Here is an 18597-nt window from a genome sequence, read left to right as displayed (position 1 = left end):
AAGGCCGAAGCCGTCTTGATCGCGGAGCGGAAGATCAAAGACTCGGGCTGGCTCCCGGCACCTGCCCGGATCGCAGACGATGCGAAGGCGGAAGCCGAAGCTGATCCACAGCCTATCCCGATGGCAGCGGAATAACCGCCGCAGCCACAAGCCGGCCGCGCTGTTTGTAGCGCGGCCGTTTCCGTCGCACGAAACCACTTTCGTCCATTTCGTTTCAATATCAAGCCCGGGCCACGACCGCCAGCAAAGTACTCGGCTGGCGGAACCAAGCAACCATCGTTGCTCATGACCTGATTGTGAGCCCCCCGTTGCCGTTGCAGGTGGCATGGAAAGCGCAACAAATGCGCCCTATCTCTTTGATAAGGCCCGTGGTGGTTACAACTGCCGTAATTGAGCAGCGCGAGCGGAATGGGAAGGAACCGATGATCTTTTCCGAACTCCAACAGCAGATCCGCGATCTCGCACGCGACTTTGCTCGCGAGCGCCTGGCCTCAGGCGCAGCTAGGCGGGACCGGGAGCACCTCTTCCCGCGCGAAGAATTGAAGGAGATGGGCGAACTTGGTTTGCTCGGCATGTTGGTACCGGAAGCTTACGGCGGGTCCGATGCTGGTGTTGTCGCTTATGCCATGGCACTTGAAGAGATTGCCGCAGGTGACGGATCGTGCTCAACGATTATGAGCGTGCATAGCTCTGTCGGCTGCGTGCCGATCCTGAAGTTCGGCACCGAGGAGCAGCGGCAGCATTTCCTGCCGCAACTTGCAAGCGGCGAATGGATTGGCGGCTTTGCGCTCACCGAGGCGCAGGCTGGCTCTGATGCCTCGAACCTGAAAACCCGTGCGCGGCGTGAGGGCGACCACTACGTGCTTGACGGCGCCAAGCAATTCATCACCTCGGGCAAGAACGGCCATGTTATCATCGTCTTTGCCGTCACCGATCCTGACGCCGGCAAGAAGGGCATCACTGCCTTCATCGTGCCGACGGATATGGCAGGCTATGAGGTACTCCGCGTTGAGAAAAAGCTCGGGCTACATTCCTCCGATACCTGCCAGGTCGCCTTCAACGGCATGCACATTCCGATAGAATTGAGGCTCGGGGCGGAGGGTGAGGGCTACCGCATCGCACTCGCCAATCTCGAGGGTGGGCGGATCGGCATTGCAGCACAGGCCGTCGGCATGGCCCGGGCTGCCTTCGAGGCTGCGCGCGACTACGCTCGCGAACGCACGGCATTCGGTAAGCCGATCATCGAGCATCAGGCCGTTGCATTCCGCCTTGCCGACATGGCGGTGCAGATCGAGGCGGCCCGGCAGCTCGTATTTCATGCCGCCACCTTGAGGGATGCCGGGTTGCCCTGCCTGTCCGAAGCCTCGATGGCGAAGCTCTTTGCCTCGGAGATGGCGGAGCGCGTCTGCTCCGACGCGATCCAGATACATGGAGGCTACGGCTACATGGCCGATTACCCTGTAGAGCGCATCTATCGCGATGTGCGCATCTGTCAAATCTATGAAGGAACGAGCGACGTGCAGCGTATGGTGATCGCCCGCAACCTGTGAGCACGAGATGCGAGCCTGCTCCTGGAGGAGAGGAGCATGGTCGACGCAGGAGGAAAAAATAGACATGGTGGATTCTTCTCATTTGGCCCTGCACGTCCCTGAACCCGCCGTTCGCCCGGGCGACGAGCCTGATTTTTCCAACGTCAACATCGCCAAGGCCGGTTCCGTGCCGCGGCCAGAAGTGGATGTCGCATCTGAGGAGATCCGTGATCTTGCCTATTCCATCATCCGCGTGCTGAACCGTGAGGGCGAGGCGGTCGGTCCCTGGGCTGGCATGCTCTCCGATGAGGAGTTGCTGACCGGCCTTCGCAACATGATGAAGCTGCGCGCATTCGACGCCCGCATGCTGATGGCGCAGCGGCAAGGCAAGACGTCCTTTTACATGCAGCATCTCGGCGAAGAAGCCGTTAGTTGTGCCTTCCGCAAAGCGCTCAAGAAGGGAGACATGAATTTTCCGACCTATCGTCAGGCAGGTCTTCTGATTGCCGACGGCTATCCGATGGTCGAGATGATGAATCAGATCTACTCGAACGAGAGTGATCCCCTGCACGGGCGGCAGCTACCGATCATGTATTCCTCCAAGGAGCACGGATTCTTCACCATCTCCGGCAACCTTGCTACTCAGTACGTGCAGGCAGTGGGCTGGGCCATGGCCTCGGCAATCAAGAATGACAGCCGCATTGCTGCAGGCTGGATTGGCGATGGCTCGACGGCGGAATCGGATTTCCATTCAGCGCTCGTCTTCGCCTCTACCTATAAGGCGCCCGTCATCCTCAACATCGTCAACAATCAGTGGGCGATCTCAACCTTCCAAGGCATCGCGCGCGGCGGCTCCGGCACATTCGCCGCGCGCGGCCTTGGCTTCGGCATTCCAGCGCTGCGAGTCGATGGAAACGACTATCTCGCTGTCCATGCTGTTGCGTGTTGGGCGGCCGAGCGTGCGCGGCGCAATCTCGGCCCGACTTTGATCGAATATGTGACCTATCGCGCCGGGGCGCATTCGACCTCGGACGATCCGAACGCCTATCGCCCCAAAACGGAATCGGAGGCCTGGCCACTTGGCGATCCCGTGCTGAGGCTAAAGAAACATTTGATCGTCAAGGGCTCATGGTCTGAGGAGAGGCATTTGCAGGCGGAAGCTGAAATCATGGACGAGGTGATCGAGGCGCAGCGCCAGGCAGAGCAGCACGGCACGCTGCGCGCCGGCGGCAAGCCTTCCGTGCGTGACATCTTCGAGGGTGTCTATGCCGAGATGCCGCCGCACATCAGCCGGCAGCGGCAGAAGGCGGGATGTTGAGAATGGCCAGAATGACAATGATTGAAGCTGTGCGCAGCGCCATGGATGTCTCGATGGCGCGGGACGACAATGTCGTCGTTTTCGGCGAGGATGTGGGCTATTTTGGCGGTGTTTTCCGCTGCACGCAGGGACTTCAGGCAAAATACGGCAAGACGCGCTGCTTCGACACGCCGATAAGCGAATCGGGAATCGTCGGCACGGCGATCGGCATGGCTGCGTATGGACTGAGGCCTTGTGTCGAAATCCAGTTCGCCGATTACATGTATCCGGCCTATGACCAGTTGACGCAGGAGGCGGCACGCATCCGCTACCGTTCCAACCGCGATTTTACCTGTCCGATCGTCGTGCGCATGCCGACAGGTGGTGGTATCTTCGGCGGTCAGACACACAGCCAGAGCCCGGAGGCGCTTTTCACCCATGTCTGCGGGTTGAAGGTGATCGTGCCATCCAATCCCTATGATGCAAAAGGCCTGCTGATTGCTGCGATAGAAGATCCCGATCCCGTGATGTTCCTGGAGCCGAAGCGGCTCTATAACGGTCCCTTCGACGGCCATCACGAGCGGCCGGTGAGGCCTTGGTCTAAACATGATCTCGGAGAGGTGCCCGAGAACCATTATAAAATCCCGATCGGCAAGGCCGAGATTAGGCGCGAAGGCTCGGCGGTGACCGTGGTCGCCTATGGCACGATGGTGCATGTGGCGCTCGCTGCGGCGGAGGATACCGGCATCGATGCCGAAGTGATCGATCTCAGGAGCCTGCTGCCGCTCGATCTGGATACGATCATCAATTCGGTCCGGAAGACCGGACGCTGTGTCGTCGTGCACGAGGCAACGCTGACTTCCGGCTTTGGCGCTGAGCTCGTCGCACTGGTGCAGGAACATTGCTTTTACCATCTGGAGGCGCCAGTCGTGCGCGTTGCCGGCTGGGACACGCCTTATCCGCACGCGCAGGAGTGGGATTATTTCCCGGGTCCGGGTCGTCTCGGCCGGGCGCTTGCCGAAGTCATGGGGGCCTGAGCCATGAGTGAATTTCTTATCGAGATGCCTGACGTGGGGGAGGGAGTGGCAGAGGCCGAGCTCGTCGAGTGGTTCGTGAAAGTAGGAGATCCTGTTCGCGAGGACATGGTGATTGCCGCCGTCATGACGGACAAAGCCACCGTAGAAATCCCGTCTCCCGTCAACGGTTTTGTCACTTGGCTTGCCGGCGAGGTCGGAGAGCGTATCGCTGTAAAAGCTCCGCTGGTGCGGATCGACATGGGTGGAGATGGCGGCGGAGCTCGGTTCGGCGAGGTCTCTGATGCGCCTGCCGAAGTGACGAAGGCGGAGATTCCGACGCCAGCTCCAACAGCGTCGGTTTCTCTGACATCGCAGTCCGAAAAGCCGCTTGCCGCTCCGCCGGTGCGGCTCTTCGCCAAGCAAAGCGGTGTCGATCTGGCAGAAGTTCAAGGCACCGGACCAGGCGGTCGTATCCTGCGGGAGGACATCGAGCAATTCCTGAGCCAAGGGGCCGCTCTTACAATGCCAAGGGGCGGCTATACCAAGAAGGCCGCGACCGAAGAGATTAAATTGTCTGGTCTGCGCCGGCGAATTGCGGAAAAAATGGCACTTTCCGCCTCGCGCATTCCACACATTACCTATGTGGAGGAGGTGGACATGACCTCGCTCGAGGAGTTGCGAACCATCATGAACGCTAACCGCAAGGCGGATCATCCGAAACTGACGGTTCTGCCTTTCCTGGTGCAGGCGGTTGTGAAAGCCATTTCCGACCATCCCAATGTCAATGCCACCTTTGACGATGATGCAGGCATCGTCACACGCTATGATGCCGTCCATATGGGTATCGCAACACAGGCGCCGGCCGGTTTGACCGTGCCTGTCGTGCGGCATGCGGAAGCACGCGACATTTGGGATTGCGCGGCCGAGATGAACCGGCTGGCAGAGGCGGCGCGATCCGGCACTGCAACACGTGAAGAGCTTTCCGGCTCGACGATCACCATCAGCTCGCTTGGGGCGCTCGGGGGCATCGTCTCCACGCCCATTATTAACTATCCGGAGGTGGCGATTATCGGCGTCAACAAGATCGCCACACGGCCCGTCTGGGACGGCATTCAGTTCGTGCCGCGCAAGATGATGAACCTCTCATCCAGCTTCGATCATCGCATCGTTGACGGGTGGAATGCGGCGATCTTCGTGCAACGCGTCCGCACACTACTTGAAACACCGGCGCTCATTTTCATCGAAGGCTGATATCATCGAAGAGTTCGAACCTTCTGTCGTATGCAGAGCCGTTATTTCTGCTTATCGGCGGGCTCAGCGCGACCCGAAGGCCGCGCTGTTCTCGAATTCGAAAAGGGATCATTTACCCCAGATCTTCTTGTATTGATCCTTATAGCCGTTGTCCGGATCAAACGTGTTCTTCGGGCCGCCATCCGACTGGATGTTGTCTGCCGTTACCACATGCAGCGGCGAGAGGTAACCGGACCATTTTTCACCGGCGAAGGCGCGATTGAGTTCATCGACGAGTTGCCAACCCTGGAGGTTCAGCGGTTCCGCCACCGTGACCTTCTGGAATTGACCGGCGCGGATGCGTTCATAGGCCGATTGCGAGCCGTCGCCGGCGGCGACATTGATCGGCGCATCGGTGCCGCTTTTACCGGCGGAAGCGAGCGACGGACCCATGAAGTCGAAATAGAGGTCGTTGATCGCCAGCGAATGAGTCCAGCTATCACCATATTTCTGCAGAAGCGAGGTGGTTAGCTGCGGCATACGCTGGGATGTCTCGGCGATGGGGGTGTCGACATATTCGAGCACCTTGCCGCCCAGCCGCTCGATCTCCTCTTTCATCTTATCCGCCTTGGCGATGGCGATCGCATAGGTAGAATCCGTGAAGATGATGACGCCCGGCTTACCCTTGGCATCGACGAAGGCCCAGTCGGCCGCCGCTTTCGAGACTTCCATCGCATCGGTGCTGACATTGGCGAAGAGGCCACTCTTGTCGTCGGGACCGATGACCGGGCCGGCATGCCAGGCGACCAACGGGATCTTGGCGGCCTTTGCCTGTTCCAGCGCGGGCGCCTGCTCGACGGCATCGAAGCCATCGATGATGATGCCGGCGGGTTGCAGCGCTATCGCCTGACCGAAGGCCGCCGTGCGTCCGCCGATGGAGCCTGCGCCATCGAGAACCTTTACCTGCCACCCGATGGCCTTTGCCGCTTCTTCGACGCCATTGCTGACGCCGAGAATGCCGCCATTTTTGAGGTCACCCGCCAATACGACGATGGTCTTGCCGGCCTGTGCCTTCGGGCCGGTGGTCGGGCCGTCCCATTTGGTGACTGGCGTTGCATATTTTTCGACGACGGCTTTCGCATCCGCCATCGGATCGGCATAGGCCTGGCCTGCGCACAGGATCAATAGACCAGTGGTCGCCTGCAGGAAAAATCTGCGTTTCATTTCGTCTCCTCCCTTTGAAAATTAGGTCAAGATGATCCTCAGTTGTCGGTCGCCTTCGCCGATAACTGGGGTTTTTGTGCCGGAGCCATTCGTCCGGCATGGCTGCGGCGACGCTGCGCATAACCGGCGATCCCGATGGCGACGAGCAGGGTCACGCCGTTGAAGAGCGGCTCAACATAGAATGAGCCCCCGAACTGCTGGATACCGGCAATGCCGACGGCCAGAATGATGACGCCGATCATGGTGCCCCAGACATTGACGCGGCCGGGTTTGATGGTCGTGGATCCGAGGAAAGCACCGACGAGGGCCGGCAGAAGATATTCCAACCCGACGCTGGCCTGACCGATGCGCAGTTTGGAAGCAAGCAGCACGCCGGCGATGGCAGCGAGCGTTCCCGACGTCACGAAGGCGCCGATGACGAAGCGGCGGACCGGGATACCGTTCAGAGCGGCCGCCTTCGGATTGGCACCGATGGCATAGATGTAACGGCCGATCGGCAGATATTCGAGCACGATCCACATGATGAAGGCGAGGCCGAGCACATAGATCCCGGTGATCGGAAGCCCAAAGACCATCGTGCCGTTGAGCGCATAAAAGCCCTGCGGGAGCATGCCGACGACCTGTCGTCCGCCGGTGTGCCACAAAGCGACGGCGTAGAGCACGGTACCGGTGCCGAGCGTTGCGATAAAGCTGTCGATCTTGGCGATTTCCACCAGCAGCCCGTTGAGGAAGCCGGTGAGGGCGCCCAGCAGGATGACGATCAGGACGGCCACCGGCCAGGGCAGGCCGAACATTGTCTGCAAGCTGATCGCCAGGACATGCCAGAGCACGATGCCGTAACCGATCGTCAGGTCGATGCGCCCTGCCGCCATCGGGATCATCGCAGCAAGCGATAGGATCGCGATGATCGTCTTGTCCGAGATGATCGAACGCACATTGAGCAGCGTCGGAAAGGTCTGCGGCAGCAGAATGGAAAACAGCAGGATCAGCAAGGCGGTGAGAATAACAAGGCCATAAACCGGCAGGAGGCGCTGAATTTTCTGGCCAAAGCTCATCCCCGCGAGCTCGCCGCTGGTGGGTTCGAGCGCATTGGATTCGATCGATTGCATGAGGTTCCTCCCTGATTCAGGCCGCTTCGGACGCGGATGCCGCGGCGATGACCGCCGGTGTTGTTAAGTCGGCGCCACTCAGTTCCCGCACGATTTGGCCGCGTGAGAACACCAGGGCGCGATGGCAGATATGAGCGATTTCTTCGAAGTCCGTGGAGACGACGAGCACAGCCAGCCCGTCTTCCACGGCTTCTGCGATCAGCTTGTAGATGTCCGCCTTGGCGCCGACATCCACGCCGGCTGTCGGATCTTCGGCGATCAACAGCTTCCGGCCCGTCGCGAGCCACCTTCCAACGACCACCTTCTGCTGATTGCCGCCGGACAAGGCTTCGATCGCAAGGTTCTGATCGTTGGGTCTAAGGCCGACACGGCTGCCGAGGGAATAGGCCATTTCGGCCTCGCGCTGCGGCGGCAGGAAGGACATCATACCCCTGCCGGATGCGCCGGGATTGAGAAAGGTATTTTCCCTCAGACTGAGGGACATGGCGACGGACTCTTCCGTTCGATCCCTGGCAATCAGTCCGATACCCGAGGCCATGGCTGCAACCGGGCTGGAAAGATCAGGGCTCGCACCGTTCAGCAGGACCGTTCCATTGGAGGGTTCGCAGCCGAAGAGGGCTCGCCCGATCAATTCCTGGCCCGCGCCTCTCAATCCGACAAGACCAAGGAGCTCTCCTTGGCGAATGTCGAAGGACACCGGTCCGGCGCCGCGGCAGCTAAGAGCTTTTACAGAGACGATGGCAGGGCCGGCGGTCTGGTCGGCCTTGACGAAGAACTGGTCTGCCTTGCGCCCGACGATCATTCGGATCAGCTCATCCGGCGAGGTGTCGGAAACCGGCTTTTGCCCGACCAGTTGGCCGTCACGAAGCACGGCGACGCGGTCGGCGATCCTGAAGATTTCGTCCAGCCGATGTGAGACATAGATCATCGCAACGCCGCGGTCCTTGAGCGGGCGAATGGCGGCAAACAGCTTCTCGACTTCATCGGCCGGCAAGCTCGCCGTCGGTTCATCGAGAACGAGAACATCCGCCTCGACGGCCAGCGCGCGAGCAATCGCCACGAGGGACTTTTCGGTTCGAGTCAGTTCCTGGATGCGCGTCGACGGATCGAAATCGCATCCGACGAGCTTTAAGGCTTCCGCCGTGCGGCGTTCGGTTGCTCGCCAGTCGATCAGCTTGCCTCGCAATGAATAGCCCTGCGCAAGACCAACATTTTCACCGACGGTCATCCATTCAATCAATCCGAGATCCTGATGGATGAAGGCAATCGGCTGGCGCTGGTTTGGCCGGGGCGGACGGTGATAATATGGCTTGCCGCGAAACAGGATCTGTCCGCCATCCGGCCTGTAGATGCCCGCCAACGTCTTGATGAGGGTCGACTTTCCCGCGCCATTCTCACCGAGAAGCGCCAGAATTTCTCCCGGCTTCAGATCCAGCGAAACATTCGACAATGCGCGCGTTCCACCAAATTCTTTGGTGATGTCGCAAAATTCGAGCAGCTTTCCGTGGTCCATCCTGCTCCTCCCAAAGTTCAGGTGAGAAGAGGCTATGTTATCGATAACATTCCGTCAAGAGGCTCGTTATTGCAAGTAAGGATTCTTGTCTGCTGAGACACTCGTGCCATGGTGTGCACGTCGGCGACGTCATGCGCGTGCTTCCCTTCCAACGTCTCTATGTTACTGCCTTCAATGACGCCGCTGGACGCTACGGGCGAAATTGCGCGGATTGCAAAATAGTCGAATAATTTGTATATTTTGTATAAGTCGAAGTGAGCGTGACGATGGAAAAATTCTCGACAGTGGAATTGTTGCGAGACATCAAGACGGTGACCATGGCGGCGGATCGCGAGCCGGTCGCAATCACGCAGCATCGTAAGCCAAGGTATGTTCTCATGACCTTCGACGAATTTGAAGCCCTGAAACGCCGAGGCGATCCGCGCAGGGTCTATGGACCGAACGAAGCCCCCGCAGACCTCGCGGCCATGATCGTTCCTGAGCTTGACCGACTAATAGACGAAGGGCGTGACGCCAATGGCTGATGTCCCGGCCATCGGTTCCGTGATCCGTTACCCCTATCTCTGGGCCTAGCAACGCGACAAGGGAGAAACGGAAGGACGAAAAGGCCGGCCCGTTTGCATGGTTCTTGCGATTCCCAAGGGCAATCAGACAAACCTTATCCTGTTAGCCATTTCTGGAACCCCGCCCCGCTCCGACCAGACAGCCTTGGAAATTCCGCAACTCGAATGCCGCCGCGCCGGCATTCGTGAGTGGAAAGATGCATGGATTACCGTATCGAAATTCAATCACGATCTGGCGGAAGTCTCATTCTACTACGATGCCAATGCGGAAGTCCTGGAATCGTTCAGCAAAGGATTTCTTGCGAAGATCGCCTCGGTCTTCAAGCCTTTTCTCGCAAGCCCGAATGCCAGAATAAGTCGTGCCGAGTGAAACGCCCCGGTAGGCGGAGACAATGAATTCCGGGCCGCGGAGGTGCTGCGTCGGGCCTTGATCGCATACCGTCGTGGGGAATGCAGCGCTCTCCGACAAAATCATAGTCAAGACATGCTTGCCCGAGCCGAACTACATGAGCGCAGCATTATTTAATGCTTAAAATACATTCCAGAAGTCACATTTTGACCGCTTCTATTATATTTTTTCTATCTTTCATTATTCCAATATTCGTGCCACGAAGGGAGGTCACTTTGACAGCAGATTTTCAGCGCTGCAGGGGAGCCGAAAAGCATAAGTGAATTCAAATGCATGTGGGCAAGCCCTCATTTTCTTGTGAAGCATGAAGGCGCGCGTGCCGGCGGGAGCATTGCTGATTGTAGGTAGTATATTGAACAGTGTCTCTGCCAAGGGTGCAGTCGCGCTTCGGTCAGCAGCCAGGGGCAATAAGAACCGATCCATCGCGTGCTTCTCGGACGTTGGCGTGACGCTGAAAGTGCTCTCCTGGGATCGGTCTTTCGGGGGAATTCATGAAGTACGTCAGTCATTCCGTCTTCAAGATCGTGGACGCCGATGCCGACGAGATGACGGAGCACTACGCAAGGACATTGTCGCCTGCGAAGGTCGAGCCGCTTCAGAGAGGCTCTTTGATCTCCGTGGAAGACCGGCATTACGCCGTAGGACGCTGCAGCGTCTGGAATGGCCGGTGCCATTCCGGAATGAGGGTCACGCTCTCCAGCGGCCCGGACGCATATGCTCTTTACCTTCCGTCATCAGGGATTATGGCGATCGACGCGGGCCGCAAGCAGCTCGTGTCCGAGCCTTCGGTGGGCCTTGTGGGTGACATGTCCCGCTTCGATAGACTGGTCCTTCATGAAGACCGCAGTCACATCGGCATCGCATTCGAAAAGTCCGCCATGATCCGTGAATTGAGCGAATTGCTTGATGCGCCGGCCGTCGGCGACATCGATTTCGCCGAAACCGTCGATCTGGCAACTGCAAACGGTTCGCGGATAATGGCACTGGGAAATCTCATTTGGAACTGCCTGGACGTCAGCGACGAGCATCAGCCCTCCTCGACCTTCGTCGAGCGTCTGTTGCAGGCGATGATGATCGCGCTGCTGGAGACTGTCCCAAATAACTATTCTACGCGGCTGGCAAAACCCAGCTCTCCCGCAATACCGAAGCGCTTGAAGAGAGCTATCGAATATATGCATGCCAACGTTTCGTCTCCAATGACTATCGCCGATGTAGCCGCGGCTGCGGAGACAAGCGTGCGCGCGCTGCAGGCCGCTTTTCAGCAGTTCAAGGACACCACGCCTCTAAATTATCTGCGGACAATTCGCCTGGAAGGCGTGCGCAAAACACTCTCAGATCCAGGTAACTCTCTGTCAGTAGCCGAAGTCGCGCGGAACTGGGGATTTTCCCATATGGGACGTTTTGCAGCGCTCTATCAGCACTCATACGGTGAGATGCCGTCCTATGCGGCGAAACTGCGTCGAGGCGCCAAGTAGGTGCCATCGGGACATTGCTGAGTCTATTGTTTGCACAGCGGCCGGCGTTGTGACGGCCATTCGGTTGGGGGCTCGCCGGCCCCTATGTTCGCATAACGCAAATATTATCCCGAATACGCAGGAAAACGGGATGCAAGATCATGGTATGGCGTAATCCCATTGAAGTTTGGCATCCGGCAAGGCAGTCATAGTCGTGGGACCTGCGATCATGACGACAGTAGTTCCCAGAGCAGCCCCCCGCCCATCGACTCCCCAGGTTCGATGGGCGGTCTTTTCGACCACCAGACTTTCGATTGAGCAAGCCTCCGCCGAAATGGAGTCAACATTTTCAACGTCGTAGGCAGTAAGCGGGAACTCAACAGCGCGGCGCAGCGACCAGTCTTATTCCCATCAACATAGCTGTGTCGTAAATCGCGAGGCACTGTCTGCCAGAAAGGGAGAACCGTCTATATGAGGCCCAATAAAAAGGATCCAAGCCCGATAGATGTCGAGGTAGGCAGACGCATCCGAATGCGCCGTCGCATACTGGGCATGAGCCAGACGACGCTCGCGGAAGGGCTTAATGTAACATTTCAGCAAGTTCAGAAATATGAAAAAGGTAAAAACCGGGTCGGCGCCAGCCGCCTGCAAAGCGTCGCGGATTGCCTCGACGTGCCGGTTTCGTTTTTCTTCGAGGGCGTCGCCGAGCCGCGAGAAACTAATGGGGAAGAAATTTTCGGCGCCGGGAATGACCTGGCCGGTTTCCTCGCCACGGGGGAGGGGATCGAACTGAACCGCGCATTTTCCAGGATTAAAGACCAGCGGACCAGGCTTAAAATCATAGGCTTGGTCAAGTCGCTGGTAGGTGCTTATAGCTGACGGCGGATAGCCAATCAGCCCTTGATGGCGTTCAGCATTTCCTCGCCGGTAATGATCCTTTCGACCTGGGCGATTGTCGTCTTTTTCGGATCGATGTCGTCTGCGACAACCCTTCCGCCCCGCATCACAATGATGCGGTCGACCACCTGAAACACATGGTGGATATTATGGGCGATGAAAATGCAGGAATGGCCGGTATCGCGCGCTTCGCGCACGAAACGCAGAACGCCCTGCGTTTCGGCAACGCCGAGATTGTTGGTGGGCTCATCCAGGATAATCAGATCGCTGTCAAACTGCATGGCGCGGGCGATTGCGACCGCTTGGCGCTCGCCTCCCGATAGCGCGGCGATCGCGGTCTCCGGCGGAATATCCTTGGTGATGCCGACCCGCTTCAATAGGTCTCGCGCAGACGCGTTCATTGCGGATTGATCCAGCCGGCCAAAAAAGCGGCTCCCCTTGATGGGCTCCCGCCCCAAAAAGAGATTTCGGGCGACCGACAACTGCGGGACAAGTGCGGAATCTTGGAAAATCGTTTCAATTCCATTCGCAATCGCCGCGGCGGTGTTTTTAAGTTCGACCTTTTTCCCTTTGATTATGATTTCCCCGCTCGTCAGCTGTACGGCGCCGGATAGAACCTTGATCAGGGTTGATTTGCCAGCGCCATTGTCGCCAAGCAATCCGACGACCTCCTGCGTTTTGATGGCAAGGCTGACGTCGCGCAGCGCGTGGATACGGCCGTAGAATTTATTGATTTTCTCCATCCGAACGAGGTCTTCGGCCATGGTCTACACTCCCGCGTTGTGCCGGCGTTCAAGCCATGAATGAAGCGCCATCATGCCAAGGATGATCGCTCCAATGAAAATGTTGTAGGCAAGCCCCGGTACCCCCACCATCACGATACCGTTTCGCATGATGCGCAGAATGAAGATGCCGAGCACCGTTCCGATGATTGTTCCCCGCCCGCCCGTCAGCACCGTTCCGCCAATGACGACCATCGCGATCACCTCGAGCTCGTAGCCCGTGCCGCTATTCGGATTTGCCGCCGATGTACGGATCGAGCTGATCACCCCGGCGAGCGAGGCCATGGCCGAAGATACCATGAACAAGTAGATCTTCGTCCGGCTAACATTGACGCCGCGAGCACGCGCCGCGTTGGGATTGCCGCCGGAAGCCTGTATCCAATTGCCGAATTTCGTTTGAGTGAGAACAATATGCGCGGCGAATGCTGCGAGCGCGAACCACAGCACCGACATGTACATTCGGAAAGTGCCGATAAAGAAGCTGCCAGCCACGACACTGGCGAACCAGTTATTGCTGGCTGTCCAGGTGTGCTGGGGAAAGCCGTCGGTAATATAGAGGGCCGTGCCCCGCACCACCAGCAGCATACCCAGTGTGACCAGGAAGGACGGGATATTCAGCTTTGTGACGAACCACCCGCTAACGAAGCCAATAACCAGGCTAAGCGCGAGTGTGACAAGGAAGGCGGCACCGAGCGGCATCAGATTGCCGTTGAACACAGTCCACATCAAAACGGCGGAAAAGCCGAACACCGATCCGACGGACAAATCGAATTCGCCTGCGGTCATCAGCAGGGTCATCGCCAAGGCGATGAGCCCGAGTTCGACAGTAAACGAGAGCGTGTTGCTGATGTTTGGAAGTGAGAGAAAGTCCGAATTGAATGACCAGAAGATCACAAGCTCAAGGACCAGCAGCACGAGCGGACCGAATTCGGGTTTCGAAACGAAGCGTTGAACAAGGGAATGTTGCATTGGTGCCCACCGATTGGGATGGGCCACCCGGTTTGAACCGGGTGGCGCAGCCAGTCACGACTTTCGACGACGTTATTTGCCCGAGAGAATTTTGTCGTAGATTTCGGCCTTGTCCTTTTCATAAAGAGCACCGGTGATGATGTTAAAGCCAGGCGGGATTTTGTTGGCCGCCATGGCTGCCATCGATAGAGCCATATAGCTGGTTGCCTGGGGATCCTGCCATTGGGCGGCATTCACGTAACCGGTTAGGACTTCCTGCGTCGTATCGGGCGAGTTGCCCCAGCCGACGACGGGGATTTCGCCCGGTTTTACGCCTACCTGATCAAACACCCGCTTGATGCTTCCGGTTACGAGGTCGCCAAGGCCGATGATTGCCTTGACCTTCGTGCGATTGGCCGTGAGGTAATCCGACATGCGGGTGATGATTTCAGCCTGGTCTAACGTGGAGTCCGTGATTTCCCAGGTGATGTTCAGCGGTTTGAAGACGCTGGATATTCCTTCTTCTTCCTGTACGCCGTAAGTCGCACCGGGAACCTCCACCGGCATCCAGACGAAGTCGCCGGATTTCACCAGTTTCTTGTCGACCAGATACTGCGCCCAGTTGTGGCCGAAGGTCTTGTTGTCGCCCCCGACATAGGCGTTGAAGCTTGCCTGCGGATCGGGGGTGTTGAAGTTGATGATCGGGATTTTGGCAGCGTTGGCTTCCTTGACAACTTGGACCAGGCTGCCCGGATCCGGGCTGGTGGTCACAATGCCGGCAGCCCCGGCCGAAATCGCAGCCCTTACGGCCTCCTGGTGCGCAGGAACATCGCCGTTGTGGAACGATGTGTTGACCTTGTTACCGGTGTCTTCCGCCCAAAGCTTGGCTCCGGCCAGGAAATAGGTCCAAACAGGATCCGCCGGAGAACCGTGCGATATCCAATAATAGGTTTTGCCCTGCGCGCATGCCGTCGAAATGAAGCCCGCCCCTGCGGCAATGAAAATCGCAGTGAGTAAGGTAATAGCTTTCCTTAGCATATGAAAACTCCTCCCTTGGTCCGGCCGGTCGACCGGACGGTTCAATCGCTGACCTCCCCAGTCAACATCAAAATGCTTCGCGTGCCGCGTCATTTTGACTTTTCAAAGCCAGCCGGAGGTTGAGGGAGATGTCAAGTGACTCCGCTCGAAATCTGAGCCGGCAGGGCAGCATGCGAGGCGACGGCGAACATGAAACGCAGCAAAGCACGCAATGACAGCATCACATCCCCTTGTAACGATAATGTCGTTACGCTAGACTTGGGTGAAAATAGGAATTTGCCATGTCCACGTCACACACCAGTAAAAATCCAGAGGCCAGTGTGCCACTGAATATCCGCATCAAGCCGGCAACGCGTAACCTGATTGACCGTGCGGCCGAGCTGCTTGGCAAGACGCGCACGGATTTCATGCTGGAAGCTTCCGAACGCCGCGCTGAAGAAGTGCTGCTCGACCGCACCATCTTTACGGTCAGTCCCGAACTTTATGCAGAGTACCTTGCCCGGCTCGATGCGCCCCCAAAGCCCAATGAGCATCTGAAACGCACCATGTTGACCAAAGCCCCATGGGATGAAGCGTGACGCTCAGCGCACCGGCACCATTGGCCGACAATCACGAGTTGGCAGAATTCAATTGCGGCCTTCCTCAACTCGATGACTGGCTGCGGCGCCGCGCTCGCGCCAATCAGGCAAGCGGCGCATCGCGCACCTTCGTGGCATGCGAGGGTAACCGCGTTATCGCCTATTATGCGCTCGCTTCAGGCGCCGTAAAGCAGCCGGAAGCACCAGGTCGTTTCCGACGCAACATGCCTGACCCGATTCCGGTTGCCGTCCTCGGCCGCCTTGCTATTGACCGGTCCTATCAGGGGCGCGGTATCGGCAGGGCATTGGTGCGCGACGCAGGGCTGCGCCTGCTCCATGCCGCTGAAATCATCGGTATCCGCAGCTTGCTGGTGCATGCGATTTCCGATGATGCGCGCGCCTTTTATGAGGCAGTCGGCTTCCTGCCTTCGCCGTTCGACCCCATGATACTGATGGTCGGGCTGCATGATCTGAACAGCGCGCTGAATTCCTGACATCCTTCCTGTTCGAAAGACCATCTCGAAAGTGTCACCGATGCGAGGATGCCGAGCGGCTTCGAGCGAACGCTGAGCGCGGGGCACCCTTTGGCGGGCGAGGGCGTCTACGCCTTCATACCAGCCTCTTCACGCCAAATCTTCGCGGCAGCCCACCGAGAGCATAGTCCGCTCCATCCCCAGGTGTAGCTCGATCAACAACAGCCTTCCCCATAGAGTCCGCGACGTGGCTCGTGAGCGACACATCCTTATCACGCAAAACAGGAGAGCATCATGTCGCAGGCAGAAACAAGACCTCGAATGGATGGTAAGCAAGAGACGAATATGAACCCCGCTTCACACCCCGGTAAAGCGGGGCCTGAAGAGTTGGTTCCGTCGCGCTACGCGGTGCGCGTGGGTGACATTGAGGTGCTGGTGGTCAGCGACGGCGTGCTGCCGCTGCCAACCGCGATGTTGGCACACAACGCCGATCCGGCCGTTCGCGCCGCCTGGCTGGATGACATGTTCCTGCCGCCTGACGCTATCGATTGGGCGTTGAACGTGGTCCTGGTTCGTAGCGGCGGGCAGACGATCCTCCTCGACGCCGGACTGGGTTTGGACCCGAACTTGAACTTGCCGCGGGCCGGGCAGTTGATCAGGCGGCTGGAGTCCGCCGGCATCGATCTTGGATCCGTGACCGACGTGGTGCTTACCCACATGCACATGGATCACATTGGCGGGCTGCTCGTCGAGGGGGTGAAGGAGCGGCTGCGTCCGGATTTGCGGATCCACGTGGCGGCTGCTGAGGTCAAATTCTGGGAGGCGCCCGATTTCTCCCGCGTCTCCATGCCGCCGGGCTTCCCGGACGCGCTCAGAGCGGCAGCCAAGCGGTTTGCGGAAGAATACCGCAGCCACCTGCGGCTGTTCGATGATGAATTCGAAGTGGCCCCGGGGGTGGTCGTCCATCGCACCGGCGGCCACACTCCAGGGCACAGCGTGATCCGAGTGACATCCGGCGGCGATCGGCTGATGTTTGCCGGTGATGCCGTGTTCGCGGTCGGGTTCGAGCACCCCGATTGGTACAATGGCTTCGAACACGACCCCGAAGAGGCCGCCCGCGTTCGGGTCCGTCTTTTGAGGGAGCTGGCGACGACCGGCGAACAACTCGTCGCCACCCACCTGCCGTTCCCCTCGGTCGGACGGGTCGCGATTGATGGCGATCATTTTCGCTGGGTACCAGCCTTCTGGGACTACTGACGCATCATCGGCGGCATTTAAAAGCTCAGACAGGCTTCACGTCAGGCCCGGCACTAGGTCGGGCCTGACACAATGCGATTAGCGGCAGACTCGCTCTTTTGTTACAACTCGGTGACCGTGGTGCCATCCCTTTTCCACCCTTGTAAAGCAGTGGTGGCGATGATGACGATAATACCAGTCATCGCGGTCTTGGTAATGATGGCGATGATGATAATAAGGACCGCCGCCATCCGTCGTCACGACTACCGAAGCAGCTTGCGATGGGAGAGTTGTGGCTGCAAGGGAAGCGAGGGCGATTGCAGACGCGATGAAGAACCTGTTCATGAGTTTCCTCCGGTTACTTTTACTATGTGACAACGTCCCTTAGCGACGTTGGTTCAAAGATAACTCCGGGGGAATGAACGACACCTGACGGTGGCGTTAATCTGAGCTTCATCGAAGCTATTCGCCATCAACCGCCCTTGACGGCGCCGGCGGTCAGGCCGGCAACGATCTGCTTCTGCGCAAATATCGTCAGCACCAGCACCGGCAGCGTCACGATTAGAGCCGCCGCGGCAAGCGGCCCCCAGCTTACCTGCTCGAACGACAGCATGTTGTAGACGGCGACCGGCAAGGTGCGCGTCTCGCGGCTGGCGAGCACGATGCCGAAGACGAAGTTGTTCCACGAGAAGATGACCGAGAGGATGAAGGCGACGACGATTCCCGGCTTGGCGATCGGCAGGGCGACAAGCCGAAAGATCTGCCACGGGGTTGCGCCGTCGATGGCGGCCGCTTCCTCGAGCTCCATTGGCGTTGTTTCGAAATAACCGATCATGATCCAGACGACGATCGGGACCGTCACGACCAGATGAATGATGATCTGCGGCCAAAGCGTTCCCAAGAGGTTCAGCCACTGGAAGAGCAGAAACAGCGGAATAAGGAAGGAAAGGCCGGGCGTCATTCGCGCGATCATGATGACGATCGCCGATTTTTCCGCCTTGAGGCGCGCAATGCCGTAGCCGGCGGGAACGCCGATCAGTAGCGCGAGCAAGGTCGCGGCGCCGGTCACCAGAATGGAGTTCCAGAAATAGAGGAAGAAATTGTTCTCCTCGAAAACCTTGACGTAGTTCGACCAGGCAAAGCGCTCTGGAATGAAGATCGGCGGATAGGCGCCATTATCGATCTCGTATTTCAACGAGAGCGAGATCATCCACAGGAAGAATAGGATGACGGGCGACACCATCACCAGCGCCACGAAGAAGAGACCGATCCGGTCGAGCGTCTTGCGTTTCATCGAAGTG

Annotated in this window: 19 protein-coding genes; 11 read left to right on the top strand and 8 right to left on the bottom strand. The window is 58.3% G+C overall.

What is annotated here, in order from left to right:
• Window positions 1–422: 422 nt before the first annotated feature.
• The 4 genes from QDY28_RS19050 to QDY28_RS19035 all read left to right on the top strand — a co-directional run bounded on the left by QDY28_RS19050 (window position 423) and on the right by QDY28_RS19035 (window position 5093).
• Complete coding sequence (locus QDY28_RS19050; protein ID WP_331383220.1) at window positions 423–1550, top strand: acyl-CoA dehydrogenase family protein; 1128 nt, start codon at window positions 423–425, stop codon at window positions 1548–1550.
• 64 nt (window positions 1551–1614) lie between these two features.
• The gene (locus QDY28_RS19045; protein ID WP_331383219.1) at window positions 1615–2847 is read left to right on the top strand and encodes a 3-methyl-2-oxobutanoate dehydrogenase (2-methylpropanoyl-transferring) subunit alpha; all 1233 of its coding nucleotides are present in this window, start codon (window positions 1615–1617) and stop codon (window positions 2845–2847) included.
• 2 nt (window positions 2848–2849) lie between these two features.
• The gene (locus tag QDY28_RS19040; RefSeq protein WP_331383218.1) at window positions 2850–3863 is read left to right on the top strand and encodes an alpha-ketoacid dehydrogenase subunit beta; all 1014 of its coding nucleotides are present in this window, start codon (window positions 2850–2852) and stop codon (window positions 3861–3863) included.
• A 3-nt stretch (window positions 3864–3866) separates the two neighbouring features.
• Window positions 3867–5093 carry a dihydrolipoamide acetyltransferase family protein gene (locus QDY28_RS19035; protein ID WP_331383217.1) on the top strand — a complete coding sequence of 409 codons (1227 nt, stop codon included), beginning with the start codon at window positions 3867–3869 and terminating at the stop codon, window positions 5091–5093.
• Window positions 5094–5201: 108 nt separating this feature from the next.
• On the opposite strand, the gene QDY28_RS19030 is transcribed toward QDY28_RS19035, so the two are convergent.
• Genes QDY28_RS19030 through QDY28_RS19020 form a run of 3 tightly spaced genes read right to left on the bottom strand, consistent with a single transcriptional unit; the run spans window position 5202 to window position 8918 of the window.
• On the bottom strand, window positions 5202–6296 hold the full coding sequence (locus tag QDY28_RS19030; RefSeq protein WP_331383216.1) for an ABC transporter substrate-binding protein: 1095 nt from the start codon (window positions 6294–6296) through the stop codon (window positions 5202–5204).
• 38 nt (window positions 6297–6334) lie between these two features.
• Entirely contained in the window at window positions 6335–7405 is a 1071-nt protein-coding gene (locus QDY28_RS19025; protein ID WP_331383215.1) for an ABC transporter permease, read from the bottom strand.
• Between the two features lie 16 nt (window positions 7406–7421).
• A complete protein-coding gene (locus QDY28_RS19020; RefSeq protein WP_331383214.1) occupies window positions 7422–8918 on the bottom strand; it encodes a sugar ABC transporter ATP-binding protein in 1497 nt (498 codons plus the stop codon).
• A gap of 266 nt (window positions 8919–9184) precedes the next feature.
• Between QDY28_RS19020 and QDY28_RS19015 the strand changes: the two genes are divergently transcribed.
• The 4 genes from QDY28_RS19015 (at window position 9185) to QDY28_RS19000 (ending at window position 12223) form a co-directional block, all read left to right on the top strand.
• Window positions 9185–9442, top strand: a complete 258-nt coding sequence (locus QDY28_RS19015) for a type II toxin-antitoxin system Phd/YefM family antitoxin (RefSeq protein ID WP_331383240.1) — start codon at window positions 9185–9187, stop codon at window positions 9440–9442.
• 97 nt (window positions 9443–9539) lie between these two features.
• The gene (locus QDY28_RS19010) at window positions 9540–9851 is read left to right on the top strand and encodes a hypothetical protein (RefSeq protein ID WP_331383213.1); all 312 of its coding nucleotides are present in this window, start codon (window positions 9540–9542) and stop codon (window positions 9849–9851) included.
• Window positions 9852–10381: 530 nt separating this feature from the next.
• On the top strand, window positions 10382–11365 hold the full coding sequence (locus QDY28_RS19005) for an AraC family transcriptional regulator (protein ID WP_331383212.1): 984 nt from the start codon (window positions 10382–10384) through the stop codon (window positions 11363–11365).
• Window positions 11366–11815: 450 nt separating this feature from the next.
• Window positions 11816–12223 carry a helix-turn-helix domain-containing protein gene (locus tag QDY28_RS19000; RefSeq protein ID WP_331383211.1) on the top strand — a complete coding sequence of 136 codons (408 nt, stop codon included), beginning with the start codon at window positions 11816–11818 and terminating at the stop codon, window positions 12221–12223.
• Window positions 12224–12237: 14 nt separating this feature from the next.
• On the opposite strand, the gene QDY28_RS18995 is transcribed toward QDY28_RS19000, so the two are convergent.
• The 3 genes from QDY28_RS18995 to QDY28_RS18985 form a co-directional block, all read right to left on the bottom strand.
• Window positions 12238–13005 (bottom strand): ATP-binding cassette domain-containing protein, encoded by a 768-nt coding sequence (locus tag QDY28_RS18995; protein WP_331383210.1) that lies wholly within the window; start codon window positions 13003–13005, stop codon window positions 12238–12240.
• A gap of 3 nt (window positions 13006–13008) precedes the next feature.
• A complete protein-coding gene (locus tag QDY28_RS18990) occupies window positions 13009–13992 on the bottom strand; it encodes an ABC transporter permease (protein WP_331383209.1) in 984 nt (327 codons plus the stop codon).
• A gap of 72 nt (window positions 13993–14064) precedes the next feature.
• Window positions 14065–15009: a substrate-binding domain-containing protein gene (locus QDY28_RS18985; protein ID WP_331383208.1), complete on the bottom strand. Its 945-nt coding sequence runs from the start codon at window positions 15007–15009 to the stop codon at window positions 14065–14067.
• A gap of 281 nt (window positions 15010–15290) precedes the next feature.
• Between QDY28_RS18985 and QDY28_RS18980 the strand changes: the two genes are divergently transcribed.
• The 3 genes from QDY28_RS18980 to QDY28_RS18970 all read left to right on the top strand — a co-directional run bounded on the left by QDY28_RS18980 (window position 15291) and on the right by QDY28_RS18970 (window position 17317).
• A complete protein-coding gene (locus QDY28_RS18980; protein WP_331383207.1) occupies window positions 15291–15587 on the top strand; it encodes a type II toxin-antitoxin system TacA family antitoxin in 297 nt (98 codons plus the stop codon).
• On the top strand, window positions 15584–16081 hold the full coding sequence (locus QDY28_RS18975) for a GNAT family N-acetyltransferase (protein WP_331383206.1): 498 nt from the start codon (window positions 15584–15586) through the stop codon (window positions 16079–16081). The genes QDY28_RS18980 and QDY28_RS18975 overlap by 4 nt, the downstream gene beginning before the upstream one ends.
• A gap of 300 nt (window positions 16082–16381) precedes the next feature.
• A complete protein-coding gene (locus QDY28_RS18970) occupies window positions 16382–17317 on the top strand; it encodes an MBL fold metallo-hydrolase (RefSeq protein ID WP_331383239.1) in 936 nt (311 codons plus the stop codon).
• Window positions 17318–17418: 101 nt separating this feature from the next.
• On the opposite strand, the gene QDY28_RS18965 is transcribed toward QDY28_RS18970, so the two are convergent.
• Window positions 17419–17547 carry a hypothetical protein gene (locus tag QDY28_RS18965; RefSeq protein WP_331383205.1) on the bottom strand — a complete coding sequence of 43 codons (129 nt, stop codon included), beginning with the start codon at window positions 17545–17547 and terminating at the stop codon, window positions 17419–17421.
• 221 nt (window positions 17548–17768) lie between these two features.
• Complete coding sequence (locus tag QDY28_RS18960; RefSeq protein ID WP_331383204.1) at window positions 17769–18590, bottom strand: carbohydrate ABC transporter permease; 822 nt, start codon at window positions 18588–18590, stop codon at window positions 17769–17771.
• Between the last annotated feature and the right edge of the window lie 7 nt (window positions 18591–18597).

Source organism: Rhizobium sp. BR 362, from assembly GCF_036528765.1.
In the GTDB taxonomy this organism is placed as follows: Bacteria; Pseudomonadota; Alphaproteobacteria; order Rhizobiales; family Rhizobiaceae; genus Rhizobium.
This window is presented reverse-complemented; position numbering and strand designations above follow the sequence as displayed.

Bases quoted from the DNA above. Each gene is read 5' to 3' on its own strand.
- QDY28_RS19025 (WP_331383215.1), bottom strand. From the start codon at position 7,405: ATGCAATCGATCGAATCCAATGCGCTCGAACCCACCAGCGGCGAGCTC.
- QDY28_RS18965 (WP_331383205.1), bottom strand. From the start codon at position 17,547: ATGGCGGCGGTCCTTATTATCATCATCGCCATCATTACCAAGACCGCG.
- QDY28_RS18970 (WP_331383239.1), top strand. From the start codon at position 16,382: ATGGATGGTAAGCAAGAGACGAATATGAACCCCGCTTCACACCCCGGT.
- QDY28_RS19020 (WP_331383214.1), bottom strand. From the start codon at position 8,918: ATGGACCACGGAAAGCTGCTCGAATTTTGCGACATCACCAAAGAATTT.
- QDY28_RS18960 (WP_331383204.1), bottom strand. From the start codon at position 18,590: ATGAAACGCAAGACGCTCGACCGGATCGGTCTCTTCTTCGTGGCGCTG.
- QDY28_RS18995 (WP_331383210.1), bottom strand. From the start codon at position 13,005: ATGGCCGAAGACCTCGTTCGGATGGAGAAAATCAATAAATTCTACGGC.
- QDY28_RS19000 (WP_331383211.1), top strand. From the start codon at position 11,816: ATGAGGCCCAATAAAAAGGATCCAAGCCCGATAGATGTCGAGGTAGGC.
- QDY28_RS19005 (WP_331383212.1), top strand. From the start codon at position 10,382: ATGAAGTACGTCAGTCATTCCGTCTTCAAGATCGTGGACGCCGATGCC.
- QDY28_RS19050 (WP_331383220.1), top strand. From the start codon at position 423: ATGATCTTTTCCGAACTCCAACAGCAGATCCGCGATCTCGCACGCGAC.
- QDY28_RS19030 (WP_331383216.1), bottom strand. From the start codon at position 6,296: ATGAAACGCAGATTTTTCCTGCAGGCGACCACTGGTCTATTGATCCTG.
- QDY28_RS18985 (WP_331383208.1), bottom strand. From the start codon at position 15,009: ATGCTAAGGAAAGCTATTACCTTACTCACTGCGATTTTCATTGCCGCA.
- QDY28_RS19035 (WP_331383217.1), top strand. From the start codon at position 3,867: ATGAGTGAATTTCTTATCGAGATGCCTGACGTGGGGGAGGGAGTGGCA.
- QDY28_RS18980 (WP_331383207.1), top strand. From the start codon at position 15,291: ATGTCCACGTCACACACCAGTAAAAATCCAGAGGCCAGTGTGCCACTG.
- QDY28_RS19045 (WP_331383219.1), top strand. From the start codon at position 1,615: ATGGTGGATTCTTCTCATTTGGCCCTGCACGTCCCTGAACCCGCCGTT.
- QDY28_RS19040 (WP_331383218.1), top strand. From the start codon at position 2,850: ATGGCCAGAATGACAATGATTGAAGCTGTGCGCAGCGCCATGGATGTC.
- QDY28_RS18990 (WP_331383209.1), bottom strand. From the start codon at position 13,992: ATGCAACATTCCCTTGTTCAACGCTTCGTTTCGAAACCCGAATTCGGT.
- QDY28_RS19015 (WP_331383240.1), top strand. From the start codon at position 9,185: ATGGAAAAATTCTCGACAGTGGAATTGTTGCGAGACATCAAGACGGTG.
- QDY28_RS19010 (WP_331383213.1), top strand. From the start codon at position 9,540: ATGGTTCTTGCGATTCCCAAGGGCAATCAGACAAACCTTATCCTGTTA.